The following is a 14,744-nucleotide window of genomic DNA, read 5'->3' as shown; positions in this document are numbered from 1 at the left end:
CGCGCGCTACAGGGAATAGCCCCGTTCCCGGGGCTAAACAGGGTGGGTGGTTACAGCGCGATCGGCTTGCGCCCGGCAAACGAATGCGCAAGCGTGCCGCCATCGACCAACTCCAATTCGCCGCCCAGCGGTACGCCGTGGGCAATGCGTGAGGTCACCAGGCCCTTGCCGTTGAGCAATTGCGCGATGTAATGGGCGGTGGCCTCGCCTTCCACTGTAGGATTGGTGGCCAGGATCACCTCGGTAAAGCTGCCCTGCTCTTCGATACGCGCCATCAATTGCGGGATACCGATGGCCTCCGGGCCCAGCCCGTCGAGCGGCGACAAATGCCCCTTGAGGACAAAATAGCGCCCGCGGTAGCCGGTCTGCTCCACCGCGTAGACGTCCATCGGCCCTTCGACTACACACAACAAGGTGTCATCGCGACGCGTGTCGGCGCACTGCGGGCAGAGCGTTTCTTCGGTCAGGGTCCGACATTTCTGGCAATGCCCGACACCGTCCATCGCCTGCGCCAAGGACTGCGCCAACCGCGTGCCGCCGCTGCGATCGCGCTCGAGCAACTGCAGCGCCATGCGCTGGGCGGTTTTCTGGCCAACGCCCGGCAAGATACGCAGGGCGTCGATCAGTTGGCGAATCAAGGGGCTGAAGCTCATGGCGAAGAAACCTGCAATGACAACGAGACGCGGTTTATACCGGCGCCGGGGCTCAGCGTCAAATACTCAGGCGTCGGCGACCTTGACCACCAGCTTGCCGAAGTTATGGCCTTGCAGCAGACCGATAAAGGCCTCTGGCGCATTTTCCAGACCATCGACCACGTGTTCGCGAAAGCGAATCTTGCCGTCCCGAACCCACGGCACCATGGCCGAATAGAACTCGGCATGGCGATCGCCGAAGTCATCGAACACGATGAAGCCTTGCATACGAACGCGCTTGGTCAGCAACAGCCGCGGCAGCACCGTGAAGCGATCCGGCCCCTCGGGCAGCGCAGACTCGTTGTACTGGGCGATCAATCCGCACACGGGTATGCGCGCACGGGCATTGAGCAGCGGCATCACCGCTTCGAATACGTGGCCACCGACGTTTTCGAAATAGATGTCGATGCCTTGGCCACAGGCCGTGGCCAGGTCCTCGGCGAAGGTCTCGCTCTTGTGGTCGATACAAGCATCGAAGCCTAATTCGTCCACCACATAGCGGCACTTGTCAGGTCCACCGGCCACCCCGACCACTTTCAGGCCCTTGAGCTTGGCCACCTGACCGACCACCGAGCCCACCGCCCCGGACGCCGCCGCGACCACGAGCGTCTCGCCTTCCTTGGGCTGGCCGATGTGCATGAGGCCCATGTAGGCGGTCATGCCGGGCATGCCCAGCACGCCGAGGGCCATGGACGGCGAAGGAATACCCGCTGGCAGGGGGATGATGCCACTGCCATCACTGATGCTGTGGGTCTGCCAGCCGGTGGCGCCCAGCACCAGGTCGCCTTCCTGGAATTTCGGATTGCGTGACGCCGTCACCTGGCTCACGGCGCCGGCCGTCATCACTTCGTTGATCGCCACTGGCGCGGCGTAGGACGGTGCGTCGCTCATGCGACCACGCATGTAAGGGTCCAGCGACATGAACAGCGTGCGCAGTTGCACCTCGCCATCTTGCAGCTCTGGCAAGGCCACGCGCTCCAGGCGAAAGTTCTCGGGCGTCGGCGCGCCCTTGGGCCGCGAGGCGAGGACGAAACGCTGGTTGAGGGTCAGTTCGGTGGACATGAAGAAGGCTCCTGAAAGTTGAACACTACTTAAGCAGACCGATGGGCCAGGTGCACGTTCCCACGATTGCAGGCGCGCACAACGCAAAAAGCCAGGCACGGAGCCTGGCTTTTTGTAAGTGCCATGAAAATCAGAACGGCATCTTGAAGCCCGGCGGCAATTGCATGCCAGCGGTCATGCCGGACATCTTGTCCTGGCTGTTGGCTTCGATCTTGCGCACGGCATCGTTGACCGCGGCGGCGATCAGGTCTTCGAGCACTTCCTTGTCTTCCTGCATCAAGCTGTCATCGAGGCTGATGCGCTTGACGTCGTGACGACCGGTCATCACCACGCTGACCAGGCCGGCACCGGCCTGACCGGTGACTTCGGCATTGGCCAGTTCTTCCTGCGCCTTGGCCATTTTTTCCTGCATCTGCTGAGCCTGCTTCATCAGGCCGGCCATGCCACCTTTCATCATGGGAATTCACCTCGTAAGTAGGGTTGTAGTGGGCGCCGCCTCGGGCAGCGCCGTTGACGGGTTATACGTTCTGGCTCACCGGAACGTCGACAGGTTCAATAGTATCGTTTCGCACGGTCGCGCCGAACTGCTGCATCATCTGCTGGATGAACGGATCGGACTGGATCGACGCCTCGGCTTCATGCTGACGCTCGGTACGCCGGCGAGAAGACGCCTGAGCAGGGGTCTCCTGCTCGGGGCGGACCAGCTCGATCTTCAGCGTAATCGTACGCCCATGGTGCTGATTGAGGGCATCGTTGAGCCGGCGCTGTTGCGTGGCGTTGAACAGCGCGCTCTGGGCCGGATCGAGGTGCAGCAACCAGTCGTCGCCCTCGAGCGCCATCAGGCTGCAGTTGGCGGCGATGCTGGCCGTGAGCCCTGAGATCGGCAATTTCGGGAACAGCTCCAGCCATTGCAGGGCCAGGCCTGTCGCCGGCTGCGAGGCCGGCAGCGGCTCGGGTTCGGCCGGTGCAGGCGCGGGCGTGGCGCTGGCCAGATCGTCGAGGAACGTATAGTTCGAAGCGTCGATATCGGCTTCGTAATAGTCCTCGTCCAGCGGCGGCTCGTCGTCGCGGTCCATGCCGGCGGGCACGAAGGCATCGGGCACCGGCTGCAGGTGCGCGGCGCTGTCGATGCGGTCGCCTTCATCTTCGCTGTCCAGGGACTCGCGCTCCGGCGCGGCCGGCACCACGCTGGCTGGTGTCGGTGCTGGCATGGGAGTGAGCATCGGCTGCTCGGATTCGGTGTCCAGCAGCGGCTCGTCATAAGCCTCGGGTTCGGCCTGCATTGGCGCAGCGGGCTCGTTCCAAGGCAGATCCGGATCGTCGACTGGATCTTGGTGCGCCGCCCCCCCCTGTAAAGAGGTGGCTTGCCGCCGATTATCATCCCCCCCAGCGGCCGCCGAAGCGGTGGGAGCTGGCTCTGCCTGCGAAGCGGGCGCTGTATCCGTGCCAGCTTCTGCGCTGGCAGAACTCGCCTGCGCAGGGGCGGCTTGCACCGGGAGCGCCTCCTCGGTAGGGACAGGCAAAGGCGTTGTTTGTGCTGGGGCTGGAACGGCTACCGGCACACTCGGGGTTGCTGCCGGTGCCGCCACTGCCCTGGAGGAATCAGCTGTGGCCTGGCTGATCCCCACTGGCTTTAGCGTTTGCGGCGGTGCATCACTGCTGCCCGCCGGCCTGAACGCGAGCATGCGCAGCAGGACCATCTCGAAACCGCTGCGCGGGTCCGGGGCCAGGGGCAAATCCCGACGGCCGATCAAACCCATCTGGTAATAGAACTGCACATCCTCGGCCGGCAGCGCTTGCGCCACAGCCAATACCCGGTCGCGGTCGCCCTGGCCGTTGTCCACGGCTTCAGGCAGGGCCTGCGCCACTGCGACGCGATGCAGCACGTTGAGGATTTCCGCCAGCACGCCATTCCAGTCCGGCCCCTGCTCGGCCAGATGACGCACCGCCTCCAGCAGCCCGCGCGCGTCGCCTTCGAGCAACGCCTGCAGCACACCGTAGACCTGTCCGTGATCCAGAGTACCGAGCATGGCCCGCACATCCGCCGCCAGCACCTTGCCCTCACCAAAGGCGATGGCCTGGTCGGTGAGGCTCATGGCATCGCGCATCGAACCGTCGGCGGCGCGGCCCAGCAACCACAGGGCGTCGTCCTCGAACGGCACGTTCTCGACGCTCAACACGTGGCTGAGGTGCTCGACCACCCGCTCGGGGGTCATGTTTTTCAGGGAAAACTGCAAGCAGCGCGACAGGATGGTGGCGGGCAGCTTTTGCGGATCGGTGGTGGCAAGAATGAACTTGACGTAGGGCGGCGGCTCTTCGAGCGTCTTCAACAAGGCATTGAACGAGTGGCTCGACAGCATGTGCACTTCGTCGATCAGGTAGACCTTGAAGCGCCCGCGGCTGGGGGCGTACTGCACATTGTCGAGCAGTTCGCGGGTGTCCTCGACCTTGGTGCGGCTGGCGGCGTCGATCTCGATCAGATCGACGAAACGACCCTCATCGATCTCGCGGCACACCGAGCACGTACCGCATGGTGTCGAAGTGATGCCAATTTCGCAATTTACGCACTTGGCAATAATCCGCGCGATGGTAGTCTTGCCTACACCCCTGGTCCCCGTGAAGAGGTAGGCATGATGCAGGCGCTGATTGTCCAACGCGTTGATCAAAGCCTTGAGCACATGGGTCTGGCCGATCATTTCGCGGAACGAGCGCGGACGCCATTTACGTGCAAGAACCTGATAACTCATCGAAAACCATCGCGACTGGGTTGCAAAAGACCGCTAATCCTAGCGGACAAGGGGGCAAAAAGCACCCAGTGGACGTGTGTATTACCCCATAACCTGCCAAACGACTGCTGTTTTCGGACCCTCGGGGGCTAGATGCGCAAAGCTTGGTGCATTCTGATCGGGATGTTATGGGCTTCAACGGCGCTGGCGGACACTCGACCCATTCGTTTCCTGGTGTCGGACGCCTGGTCCATGCCGCTGATGGAGATCGACGATGGCATACCTGACGACGGCATTCTGTTCCAGATCATGACCAGCCTCGCCGCCCAGATCGGCGCCCCGGCCGAATTCCATGTGCTGCCACGCCTGCGCCTGCAAGCGGCAATGGAAAGCGGCCAGGTGGACATTCGCTGCTACACCTCGCAGTCATGGGGCCCCAACCTCTCGGGGGACTATATCTGGAGCCTGCCCCTGATCACGCAAAAGGATTATCTGATCGGCAGCGCCGAACATGCCCTGCCTGTAGACCCAGGGCAACTGTCGGTGCAGAAGATCGGTACCGTGCTGGGCTACAGCTATCCGAATCTGCAACCCTACTTCGACAGCAACAAGTTGATCCGTGACGACGGACGCAATCAGGTGCAGGTATTGATGAAACTCAAGGCCGGGCGTTATGAGTACGCTGTGAGCAATCAGATGGCGCTCAACTGGTTCAACAGCAGCCAGCCGGCGGATCAACAGCTGCACCCCCTCAGACTATTGAGCGCCCAAGGCCTGGGCTGCTACGTGCGCAACGACCCGGACGTTCCCGTGCAACGGATCCTGCGCACCTTGCTGCGGATGAAGATGTCCGGCGAGATCGACAGAATCATCGAACGCTACAGCGGCTCGGCCGGCGCCGATCAGCGCTGAACTCAGTCCTTGCGCAGGCGCACGGTGTAGTGGGCCTCGACAGCGCTCATCTGCGGCTGGAAGTGAGTATTGGTGATCAGGTAGGTCTCGACACTGCCATCGGCGCGGATGCGCTCCAGGGTGTCGCCGGCACCGGCATTGAGGGTCACTTCGTAGATCAACGCCTTGTTGGGCTCGACCTCGGTGCTGTAAGGCCCGAAACGGGTACCGTCGATGCGTACGATGTAAACCGTATCGGCTGCGGTGTTGCGTGAGTGTTCCACTGACAAATGCTCCGTGACGTGTTCCAGGCTCGTAAACGGCTGAAATCATGAATCAGTCGGGCAGCGTTGTCCATGAGCGTATGTGTCTGAGCTTATGTGTTCAGGTGTCTAAGGCGGCACTGGGGGCGGTTAAGGTAAGATCGCGGCACACACGTTTTGGTCAAGGAAGCGCACGGCATGCAGTTCGATTGGCACAGCGCCGTTATCACCCGCGATACCCCGGTGACTTCCGGCTACAGGAATACCCAGAATGTGCGACGGTTCATGGTCGAACAATGTGGGGCTTCGTTCAAATTCGATCGGGAGTTCATGGCGTGGATAGTCGATGGCACGCCCAAGACCATGGGGGATGTGGTGGATGAATGGATGCGGCGGCGCGCCTAGGCACTCAAATCCCCTGCCGCCGCTGTGCCCGGGCCACCCGCTGGGCCTCCTGCACACCCTCGGCCAGCACTTCCTGGACGTAATGGATATGCCGATTGGAGATATCCCGCGCGTCTTCTGCACGGCCTTCGATAATGGCGTTGAACAGCTCGCTGTGCTGCGCCATCAGCATGTCGCGGGTTTCGTCGCGCAGCGCGTACATGCCGCCGATATTGGTCATTACGTTGCGCTTGAGCAGGTCGAACAGGCCCCGGATGGTGTGTAGCAGCACGGCATTGTGGCTAGCCTCGGCGATGGCCAGGTGGAAGTTGGCGTCGGCCAGTGCTTCCTGGGCGCGGTCGAGCTTGCCCTCGCTGGCATAGCAGTGCTGCAAGGTTTCGAAGGCATCGCGCAGGCGCTGATGATCGAGGCTGGTGGCGCGCTGAGCGGCGTAGAAGGCACAGGAACCTTCGAGGGTGTGGCGAAATTCCAGCAGGTCACGCTGCACGCTGGGGTTGTTCTCCAGCAAGTGCAACAGCGGATCGCTGAAGGTCGAGCCGAGTGAATCGGCTACGTAGTTGCCACCGCCCTGACGGCTGACCAGCAAGCCCTTGGCCGCCAGCTTTTGCAGGGCCTCACGCAACGATGGACGCGACACGCCCATCTGCTCTGCCAGTGCCCGCTCGGCCGGCAAGCGCTCGCCGGCCTTGAGGGTGCCCTCGACAATCATGCTCTCCAGCCTGGTGACGATGTCATCCGACAATCGCCGCTGTTGTACCTGTCCGAACCCCATGCCCTTCTCCGAAAATTGACAGCCTTCGCCCCATCCTTTTAATCTGGTTCGTAGAACTTGTAAATTGGTAATACCAATCGACCGCCGCCGCTCTCCCTATACAACAACAGAGAACGCCGCCCCATGATCATCTCCGCCTCCACCGATTACCGCGCCGCCGCGCAACGCAAGCTGCCGCCGTTTTTGTTTCACTACCTGGACGGCGGCGCCTACGTCGAGCACACCTTGCATCGCAATGTCGCCGACCTGGCCGACATCGCGCTGCGCCAGCGGGTGCTGCGCAATATGTCCGAGTTGAGCCTGCAGACCCAACTGTTCGGCCAGACCTTGGCCATGCCGGTAGCCCTCGCGCCCATCGGCCTGTGCGGCATGTTCGCCCGCCGCGGCGAAGTGCAAGCCGCCAAGGCAGCCGACGCCAAGGGGATTCCCTTCACCTTGTCGACGGTGTCGGTGTGCCCCATCGAAGAAGTCGCGCCTACCCTCTCCCGGCCCATGTGGTTCCAGCTGTATGTGCTCAAGGACCGCGGCTTCATGAAAAACGCCCTGGAGCGCGCCAAAGCTGCGGGCGTCACCACCCTGGTGTTCACCGTCGACATGCCCGTGCCAGGCGCCCGCTATCGAGATGCCCACTCCGGCATGAGCGGCCCCAACGCACCGCTGCGACGCATGTGGCAAGCGGTTACCCACCCGGCCTGGGCCTGGGATGTAGGCGTCAATGGCCGCCCTCACGACCTGGGCAACATCTCCAGATACCGCGGCAATCCCACGGGCCTGGCGGATTACATCGGCTGGCTGGGCAGCAATTTCGATCCGTCGATTTCGTGGAAGGATCTGGAATGGATCCGCGAGTTCTGGGACGGCCCGATGATCATCAAGGGCATCCTCGACCCCGAAGACGCCCGCGATGCCGTGACCTTCGGCGCCGACGGCATCGTCGTCTCCAACCACGGCGGCCGCCAGCTCGACGGCGTGCTCTCGAGCGCCCGCGCCCTGCCGGCGATTGCCGATGCAGTGAAGGGCCAACTGGCGATTCTGGCCGACTCGGGGGTACGCAACGGCCTGGACATCGTGCGCATGATCGCCCTGGGCGCGGACAGTGTGCTGCTCGGGCGCCCGTTCATCTACGCGCTGGCAGCGGCGGGCGGCGCGGGGGTAAGCAACTTGCTGGACTTGATCGAAAAGGAAATGCGCGTGGCGATGGTGCTGACCGGGGCCAAGTCGGTAGCAGAGATCAGCGGTGAGTCGTTGGTGCGCGAGCTGCGCCAAGGGTCACTTTAACGGTTCATTTTGCCGATCCGACACCCTCTATAGCCAAAGGCTTACACACCACAGTGGTGATCGGCTCTAGTGCTCGCTCCGTCCACGCAGTAACCTGAGCCCATCAACAGCAACGCAGGCAGCGCTGCTGGATCAAGGACGATCGACCATGGCCATGAGGCTGCCGACAGGAGTTGGAATGGTCTTGGGAAAACCCGCTTCGGCGGGTTTTTTATTGCCCGCGATTTGCCTTGCAGGCTACCTGTATCATTCCCGGGCGCCGTGGCAATGCCCGTCGTACGCGCCCTCCCCTGCAGCCTCCCGACTTGCGTCCACCCTCGCCGTGGACAGCTCCCAGCCCAGCCTCACCAACTCGGTACGCTGGCGTGCGATTTCGTTGGCATCGTTGCCATGCTGGACCACCAACACCGCGATACGCTGACGGCAGGCGCGCAACTCGGCATTGGTATCGTCGAGTTCGGTGGCCAGCAATGCGCACTGCTGCTCCAGCATCTCCAGGGCAGTGGGAAAGGGGCCGCAGTCAGGTTCGTCGTTCAGGAGGTCAGTGTCGGTCATAAGCGTTTGCCAGCCAGGAAGGGTATCAAGGTCCAGCCCACAGGGTAATGCCAACCACTGTATGGATCAACAGTATTATCAGAAGTATTTCGTTCCGCGGTCGTTCGCAAGGTGCTCTGCGCAAGACGGCCAGGAAGCTGTACAAAGTACGCAGCAAAACGGAGAAATCATCAGCGGATTGGCCTGTTGACCGATCATCAAAACGCGTTTGGAAACCTGACGTTACACCACTTTTTAGCTGATTTACGCGAGCCAGCTCAGCTCACGGCTTGTACAACCCCTGTATAAACCACTGGATAAAAAGCGACAAACGGCAGGCTTTTGGCGTCAAGTTTTTACTCTAATAGGGGATAACCCAGTAACTCCCAAGCTCAGCTTGCACTTGTTACCTGGTTATGGACGCCCCTTATGACTCCCATCCGCAAAGCCAATCCCGCTGCTGTCATCCTCCCCGGTATCGCCGCAGGGGTCCTGGCGGGTGCAGTACTGTCGACCCAGGCCGGCGGCGCTTTTTCCTGGTGGCTGGTGGCAGGCTGCACGCTCGTGCCGACCTTGGCCGCCAGTGTTTATTCGTTGTGGCAGGTACGCAATGCCGAGCACCAAGGCCAAGCCCGATTGCAAGCACTGAGCGACGCCCACGCCCAACTGCACGAAAACGCGGCGCGGCCGGTGGCCGAAAGCCTGTTTCAGCAAGCCCTGCCCATCTGGATGCGGCAGATCGATACCTCGCGGGACCAGACCGAGCACGCGATCAATGACCTGACCGCCCGCTTCGTGGATATTTCCGGGCGCCTGGACCACACCGTGCAGGCCTCCCAGGCTGCCGCCGGCAATGGCGCCGATAGCGCGGGCGGGCTCAGCGCCAGCGAAAGCGAGCTGTATCAAGTGGTCGAGTCGCTGCGTATCGCCCAACAGAGCCGCGACGAGATGCTCGGCGAGGTCAGCAACCTCACCGCCTATACCGGCGAGTTGCGGGCCATGGCGGCCGATGTGGCGGCGATCGCCGCGCAGACCAACCTGCTGGCGCTCAATGCCGCCATCGAGGCTGCCCGAGCCGGAGAAGCCGGGCGCGGTTTTGCGGTAGTGGCCGATGCCGTGCGCACCCTGTCCAGCCAGTCCAGCGAGACCGGGCAGAAGATGTCCGCCAAGGTCGACATCATCAACGGCGCCATCACCCGCCTCGTGGAGGTCGCCGGCCAGAGCAGCGAGCGCAGCCATGACAGCGTCAGCGCCTCGCAGAACACCATCGAAAGCGTGCTCGCACGGTTTGGCACCATTACCGGCCAGTTGCGCGACTCGGCCGAAGGCCTGCTCAACGAAAGCGCCGGCATCGGCGAGGAAATCAGCCAGGTGCTGGTCGCGCTGCAGTTCCAGGATCGCGTCAGCCAGATCCTCGCCCAAGTGCGCGAACGCATGAACCACCTGCACGACGAACTGCAACAGGCCGAGCAGCGCGGCCAGCCATTGGTGTTGGACATCCGCGCGTGGATGGCCGACATGGAGCGCGGCTACGCCATGCGCGAACAACGCCAGAATCATCACGGCAGCGCCGCCAAGGCCGCCGACGAACACGCAATCACATTCTTCTAAGGAGAGGACTAATGGCCAAGACCGTATTGGTGGTCGATGACTCGGCGAGCATTCGCCAGGTCGTCGGGATCGCGCTCAAGGGCGCGGGTTACGACGTGCTCGAAGCCTGCGACGGCAAGGATGCACTGAGCAAACTCACCGGGCAGAAAGTGCACCTGATGATCAGCGACGTGAACATGCCGAACATGGACGGCATCACCTTCGTCAAGGAGGTGAAAAAGCTCGCCGCGTACAAGTTCACGCCGATCATCATGCTCACCACCGAATCCCAGGAAAGCCGCAAACAGGAAGGCCAGGCCGCCGGTGCTCGGGCATGGGTGGTCAAGCCTTTCCAGCCGGCGCAGATGATGGCAGCGGTCGCCAAGTTGATCCTGCCATGATCACCGCCAACAGCCTCGAAGGCGTCACCCACATGGCCGTGCGCGGCGAGATGACCATCTACAGCGCCGCCGAGCTGGCGGCCCTGTGGCTGCCCTGGCTCACCGACGCGCAAAGCTGGCAGCTGGACCTGACCGACGTGGCGGAAATGGACGGCGCCGGCCTGCAACTGTTGCTGCTCGCGCACCGCGAACTGCACGCCGCCGGTGCCAGCCTGCAGCTGGTGGCGCAGAGCCCTGCGGTGGAGCAGGTACTGAGCCTGTGTCAGCTCACTGCACACTTCAGCTCGGCGCATTAACACCTCCCAGGACCAAGGAAACCGGGCCCGACACGCCCTTTGACAGGACAGCCGCCGTGAATATCGACCTCGAACAGGCCCTGCAGACGTTTATCGCCGAAGCGCGCGAACTGTTGCAGGACATGGAGCAATCCCTGCTGCAACTCGAACACACGCCCGAGGATGCCGACCAACTGGCCAGCATCTTTCGCGCAGCGCACACCATCAAAGGCTCGGCCGGCCTGTTCGCACTGGACTCCATCGTCAGCTTCGCCCATGTGGTCGAGGACGTGCTGGATCGGCTACGTGACGGCCAGGTGCAGGCCAACCGTGAACTGATCGCCCTGATGCTGGAGTGCAACGACCACCTGCTGGAACTGGTCGAGGTGGTCGCGGTGCAGCGCTCGACGCTCACCGCGCAAAGCCTCAGCCACGAAGCGCAGTTGCGTGAGCGCCTGAACCGCTATCGTCAGGCACAACCCGAGCACCCCGCCGCGCCGGCCCTGACCCACGCCGCGCTGCAAACCGAAGCCGCCTGGCATATCTCGGTACGCTTCGGCCCCGACATGTTGCGCAACGGCATGGACCCGCTGTCCTTCCTGCGCTACCTGGCCACCCTGGGCGAACTGCTGGGCGTGGTCACCTGCGCCGAACAGCTGCCGCCCGCCGCGCACATGGATGCCGAGACCTGCTACCTGGGTTTCGAGATCAGGCTGCTGTCCGAACACGATGAAGCGACCCTCGCCGAAGCCTTCGAATTCGTGCGCGACGATTGCCGCCTGTTCATCTTCGCCCCCGACACATCCGCTGCCCACTATCGCCAATGGCTGCAGGACATGGGCGCCGAGGCGCCGTGGCTGACCGACGCCCTGGTGCGCTGTGGCACGGTCAGCGCCGATGACCTGCGCGAGCCCTCGCCGGCGCTCCTGAACGAACACCCCACGGCGCCAAGCAGCCCGGACAAAGCCACTGGCGAGGTGAAGAGCCAGCGGTTTATCCGCGTGCGCGCCGACCAGCTGGAAACCCTGATCGACCTGGCTGGCGAACTGATCACGGCCAGTGCCGGCGCTCAGCTGCTGGCCCGCGAACAAGGCGACGAACACCTGCGCGAAGCCACGTCGGTGGTCGCCAGCCTCGTCGAACAGTTGCTCGATGGCGCCCTGGCCATGCGCATGGTGCCGATCGGTGACACCTTCAACCGCTTCCAGCGGGTGGTGCGCGACGTCAGCGAAGAACTCGGCAAAGACATTGAACTGGTCATCAGCGGCGCCGACACCGAGCTCGACAAAGCCTTGGTCGAACGCATCGGCGACCCGCTGATGCACCTGCTGCGCAACGCCATGGACCACGGCATCGAAGCCCCCGACGTACGAGTCGCGGCCGGCAAGCCCGCCCGTGGCACCCTGCACCTCAATGCCTTCCATGATTCGGGCAGCATCGTCCTGGAGCTGATCGACGACGGTGCCGGCCTCAACCGCCAGCGCATCCTCGCCAAGGCCCGCGACAAGAACTTGATCGGCGCCGTGGAGCCCAGCGAGCGCGAACTGCTCAACCTGATTTTCGAACCGGGGTTTTCCACTGCCGAAGCCGTCACCAATCTGTCCGGGCGCGGCGTCGGCATGGACGTGGTCAAGCGCAACATCACCAGCCTGCGCGGCAGCATCGACCTCTACAGCCAGCCGGGCCTGGGCACCACGGTGCGCATCCGCCTGCCCCTGACACTGGCGATGATCAGCGGCCTGCTGGTAGAAGTGGCCAGCGGCGGCTTCGTGGTGCCGCTGGACGTGGTGCACGAATGCATCGAGCTGCCCCACGGGCAGCGCGACACCCTGCGCGAGCGGGGCCATATCGACCTGCGTGGCGAAGTTCTGCCGCTGGTGTTCCTGCGTGAACACCTGGCGCTGGACGGCGACCTGCCGCGCCGGGAAAACGTGGTGGTAGTCAAGGCCCAAGGCCAGAAAGCCGGCTTGGTGGTCGATCGCCTGATGGGCGAACACCAGACTGTCATCAAACCGCTCGGGCCGCTGTTCGGCGGCCTGCGCGGCATCAGCGGGTCGAGCATTCTGGGCAACGGCAGCGTGGCCTTGATCCTCGACATTCCCGCCCTGCTCAAGACCTTGATCGAACAGCACAGCCAGCACAGGCCGCGCGCGATCGAACACTCCTCTCTTACTCGCAACACCTTCTAGGCCGGGCTAGTCCCAAGGACGTTCATCATGCAATGGTTCTACAACCTGAAAATCTCCACCAAGCTGCTGACCTCGTTCATTGCCGTGCTGTCGCTCACAGTCGTCATGGGCGCGTTCTCCATCATCGAACTGGCCAAGGTCAACGAGACCTCGACCGACATGAAAGACAATTGGATCCCGTCGATGCGCACGGCCTCCGGCATGCGTTATTCCATGTCCGAATACCGCACCCGCGAAGCACGCCACGTGCTCTCCGAAGACCAGGACAAAGTCACCATCGAAGGCCAACTCGCCCAATCACGCGGGGACGCGCAAAAACGTTTGAGCGATTACAGCGGCCTGATCAGCAGCCCTGAAGAGCAGCAGCTGTACGACACCGTGAGTGCCGACATGAACAGCTACTTCGACAACAGCAAGGGCTTGCTCGACCTGTCCCGGCAGAACCAGACGGAGCAGGCCCGCGCCTTGCTCAATGGCCCTTCGAAGGTGGTGTTCGATCGGCTGTCAGCCAGCTTGTCGCGCCTGGTGCAGGTCAACAATGATGGCGCCATCGCCGCCAGTGCCGAGGGCGACCGGGTGTACGCCAGTGCACGCATCGCCATCGTCGGTGTGCTGATCGCCGCGTTGGTGTTGGGGCTGTTCATGGCCTGGTTCGTGTCGCGCATCATTTCCCGTCCGCTCAAGCAGGCCGCCGAACTGGCCCAGCGCCTGGCCGAAGGCGACCTCACCGCGCGCCTCGAAGTCACCAGCCGCGATGAAACCGGGCAACTGGTCGGCGCCATGCAGAACATGGTCGGCAAGCTGTCACGCATCATCGGTGAAGTGCGTCACGCCGCCGACGGCCTGGCCAGTGCTTCCGAAGAGGTCAGCGCCACCGCCCAATCGATGAGCCAGGCCACCAGCGAGCAGGCTGCCAGCGTCGAGGAAACCAGCGCCTCGATCGAGCAGATGAGCGCCAGCATCAACCAGAACACCGACAACGCCAAGGTCACCGACGGCATGGCCAGCAAGGCCGCGCGCGAAGCCGGCGAAGGCGGCAAATCAGTGGATCAGACCGTCGCCGCCATGAAGAAGATCGCCCAGCGCATCGGCATCATCGACGACATCGCCTACCAGACCAACCTGCTGGCCCTCAACGCCGCCATCGAGGCCGCCCGCGCCGGGGAGCATGGCAAAGGCTTTGCCGTGGTCGCCGCCGAAGTGCGCAAACTGGCCGAACGCAGCCAGATCGCCGCGCAGGAGATCGGCGAACTGTCGACCAGCAGTGTCGACCTGGCCGAACGCGCCGGCGCCTTGCTCGGCGAGATGGTACCGTCAATTACCAAGACCTCCGATCTGGTCCAGGAAATCAGTGCGGCGTCCGAAGAACAAGCCGCGGGCGTGGCGCAGATCAACATTGCCATGGTCCAGCTCAATCAGGTGACCCAGCAGAACGCTTCGAGCAGCGAGGAACTGGCCGCCACCGCCGAGGAAATGAGCAGCCAGGCCGAGCAACTGCAACGCGCCATGGCCTTCTTCACGCTGGAGTCCGAGAGCAGTGAAACGGCGCCCATAGCCCGCCCTCGCACGCAGCTTCAGCGCCCTGCCCCGGCACGCGCCAAGCCCCGCGCCGCGCAGCCGGCACTGGAACTCAACGAAGCCGAATTCACCCACTTCTGAGGGCGCG

General features: G+C 63.1%; 15 protein-coding genes. 8 read left to right on the top strand and 7 right to left on the bottom strand.

Annotated elements, in window-relative coordinates:
* Nucleotides 1–50: 50 nt before the first annotated feature.
* The 4 genes from recR to dnaX form a co-directional block, all read right to left on the bottom strand.
* Entirely contained in the window at nt 51–653 is a 603-nt protein-coding gene (recR, locus tag LIX93_RS08360) for a recombination mediator RecR (RefSeq protein ID WP_226503531.1), read from the bottom strand.
* 66 nt (nt 654–719) lie between these two features.
* Nucleotides 720–1,754, bottom strand: coding sequence for an NADP-dependent oxidoreductase (locus LIX93_RS08355; protein WP_226503530.1), 1,035 nt, complete (start codon nt 1,752–1,754; stop codon nt 720–722).
* Nucleotides 1,755–1,884: 130 nt separating this feature from the next.
* Nucleotides 1,885–2,211, bottom strand: coding sequence for a YbaB/EbfC family nucleoid-associated protein (locus LIX93_RS08350; protein WP_226503529.1), 327 nt, complete (start codon nt 2,209–2,211; stop codon nt 1,885–1,887).
* Nucleotides 2,212–2,272: 61 nt separating this feature from the next.
* Complete coding sequence (dnaX, locus tag LIX93_RS08345; protein ID WP_226503528.1) at nt 2,273–4,501, bottom strand: DNA polymerase III subunit gamma/tau; 2,229 nt, start codon at nt 4,499–4,501, stop codon at nt 2,273–2,275.
* Nucleotides 4,502–4,633: 132 nt separating this feature from the next.
* Here dnaX and LIX93_RS08340 point away from each other — a divergent pair, with 132 nt between their 5' ends.
* The gene (locus LIX93_RS08340; RefSeq protein ID WP_226503527.1) at nt 4,634–5,392 is read left to right on the top strand and encodes an ABC transporter substrate-binding protein; all 759 of its coding nucleotides are present in this window, start codon (nt 4,634–4,636) and stop codon (nt 5,390–5,392) included.
* Nucleotides 5,393–5,394: 2 nt separating this feature from the next.
* Here the strand turns inward: LIX93_RS08340 and LIX93_RS08335 are convergent, their stop codons facing one another.
* The gene (locus tag LIX93_RS08335) at nt 5,395–5,655 is read right to left on the bottom strand and encodes a hypothetical protein (RefSeq protein WP_226503526.1); all 261 of its coding nucleotides are present in this window, start codon (nt 5,653–5,655) and stop codon (nt 5,395–5,397) included.
* 177 nt (nt 5,656–5,832) lie between these two features.
* Here LIX93_RS08335 and LIX93_RS08330 point away from each other — a divergent pair, with 177 nt between their 5' ends.
* Nucleotides 5,833–6,039, top strand: a complete 207-nt coding sequence (locus tag LIX93_RS08330; RefSeq protein ID WP_226503525.1) for a DUF6434 domain-containing protein — start codon at nt 5,833–5,835, stop codon at nt 6,037–6,039.
* Nucleotides 6,040–6,043: 4 nt separating this feature from the next.
* On the opposite strand, the gene LIX93_RS08325 is transcribed toward LIX93_RS08330, so the two are convergent.
* Nucleotides 6,044–6,811, bottom strand: a complete 768-nt coding sequence (locus tag LIX93_RS08325; protein WP_226503524.1) for a GntR family transcriptional regulator — start codon at nt 6,809–6,811, stop codon at nt 6,044–6,046.
* Between the two features lie 123 nt (nt 6,812–6,934).
* Between LIX93_RS08325 and lldD the strand changes: the two genes are divergently transcribed.
* The gene (gene lldD, locus LIX93_RS08320) at nt 6,935–8,089 is read left to right on the top strand and encodes an FMN-dependent L-lactate dehydrogenase LldD (protein WP_226503523.1); all 1,155 of its coding nucleotides are present in this window, start codon (nt 6,935–6,937) and stop codon (nt 8,087–8,089) included.
* A 246-nt stretch (nt 8,090–8,335) separates the two neighbouring features.
* Here the strand turns inward: lldD and LIX93_RS08315 are convergent, their stop codons facing one another.
* Nucleotides 8,336–8,644: a hypothetical protein gene (locus LIX93_RS08315; RefSeq protein ID WP_226503522.1), complete on the bottom strand. Its 309-nt coding sequence runs from the start codon at nt 8,642–8,644 to the stop codon at nt 8,336–8,338.
* Between the two features lie 408 nt (nt 8,645–9,052).
* Here LIX93_RS08315 and LIX93_RS08310 point away from each other — a divergent pair, with 408 nt between their 5' ends.
* Genes LIX93_RS08310 through LIX93_RS08290 form a run of 5 tightly spaced genes read left to right on the top strand, consistent with a single transcriptional unit; the run spans nt 9,053 to nt 14,737 of the window.
* The gene (locus LIX93_RS08310; RefSeq protein WP_226503521.1) at nt 9,053–10,234 is read left to right on the top strand and encodes a methyl-accepting chemotaxis protein; all 1,182 of its coding nucleotides are present in this window, start codon (nt 9,053–9,055) and stop codon (nt 10,232–10,234) included.
* An 11-nt stretch (nt 10,235–10,245) separates the two neighbouring features.
* The gene (locus tag LIX93_RS08305) at nt 10,246–10,614 is read left to right on the top strand and encodes a response regulator (RefSeq protein WP_226503520.1); all 369 of its coding nucleotides are present in this window, start codon (nt 10,246–10,248) and stop codon (nt 10,612–10,614) included.
* Entirely contained in the window at nt 10,611–10,910 is a 300-nt protein-coding gene (locus LIX93_RS08300; RefSeq protein WP_226503519.1) for an STAS domain-containing protein, read from the top strand. The genes LIX93_RS08305 and LIX93_RS08300 overlap by 4 nt, the downstream gene beginning before the upstream one ends.
* 56 nt (nt 10,911–10,966) lie before the next feature.
* A complete protein-coding gene (locus tag LIX93_RS08295) occupies nt 10,967–13,078 on the top strand; it encodes a chemotaxis protein CheA (protein WP_226503518.1) in 2,112 nt (703 codons plus the stop codon).
* 27 nt (nt 13,079–13,105) lie between these two features.
* On the top strand, nt 13,106–14,737 hold the full coding sequence (locus LIX93_RS08290) for a methyl-accepting chemotaxis protein (protein ID WP_346015219.1): 1,632 nt from the start codon (nt 13,106–13,108) through the stop codon (nt 14,735–14,737).
* Nucleotides 14,738–14,744: the final 7 nt, after the last annotated feature.

This window comes from Pseudomonas sp. MWU16-30317, from assembly GCF_020515695.1.
Lineage (GTDB): Bacteria > Pseudomonadota > Gammaproteobacteria > Pseudomonadales > Pseudomonadaceae > Aquipseudomonas.
Note: the sequence above shows the minus strand (reverse complement) of the source record. Positions and strands in the feature narration are given on the sequence as shown.

Coding starts and splice junctions, on each gene's coding strand:
- recR (WP_226503531.1), bottom strand. CDS start 653: ATGAGCTTCAGCCCCTTGATTCGCCAACTGATCGACGCCCTGCGTATC.
- LIX93_RS08355 (WP_226503530.1), bottom strand. CDS start 1,754: ATGTCCACCGAACTGACCCTCAACCAGCGTTTCGTCCTCGCCTCGCGG.
- LIX93_RS08350 (WP_226503529.1), bottom strand. CDS start 2,211: ATGATGAAAGGTGGCATGGCCGGCCTGATGAAGCAGGCTCAGCAGATG.
- dnaX (WP_226503528.1), bottom strand. CDS start 4,501: ATGAGTTATCAGGTTCTTGCACGTAAATGGCGTCCGCGCTCGTTCCGC.
- LIX93_RS08340 (WP_226503527.1), top strand. CDS start 4,634: ATGCGCAAAGCTTGGTGCATTCTGATCGGGATGTTATGGGCTTCAACG.
- LIX93_RS08330 (WP_226503525.1), top strand. CDS start 5,833: ATGCAGTTCGATTGGCACAGCGCCGTTATCACCCGCGATACCCCGGTG.
- LIX93_RS08325 (WP_226503524.1), bottom strand. CDS start 6,811: ATGGGGTTCGGACAGGTACAACAGCGGCGATTGTCGGATGACATCGTC.
- lldD (WP_226503523.1), top strand. CDS start 6,935: ATGATCATCTCCGCCTCCACCGATTACCGCGCCGCCGCGCAACGCAAG.
- LIX93_RS08315 (WP_226503522.1), bottom strand. CDS start 8,644: ATGACCGACACTGACCTCCTGAACGACGAACCTGACTGCGGCCCCTTT.
- LIX93_RS08310 (WP_226503521.1), top strand. CDS start 9,053: ATGACTCCCATCCGCAAAGCCAATCCCGCTGCTGTCATCCTCCCCGGT.
- LIX93_RS08305 (WP_226503520.1), top strand. CDS start 10,246: ATGGCCAAGACCGTATTGGTGGTCGATGACTCGGCGAGCATTCGCCAG.
- LIX93_RS08300 (WP_226503519.1), top strand. CDS start 10,611: ATGATCACCGCCAACAGCCTCGAAGGCGTCACCCACATGGCCGTGCGC.
- LIX93_RS08290 (WP_346015219.1), top strand. CDS start 13,106: ATGCAATGGTTCTACAACCTGAAAATCTCCACCAAGCTGCTGACCTCG.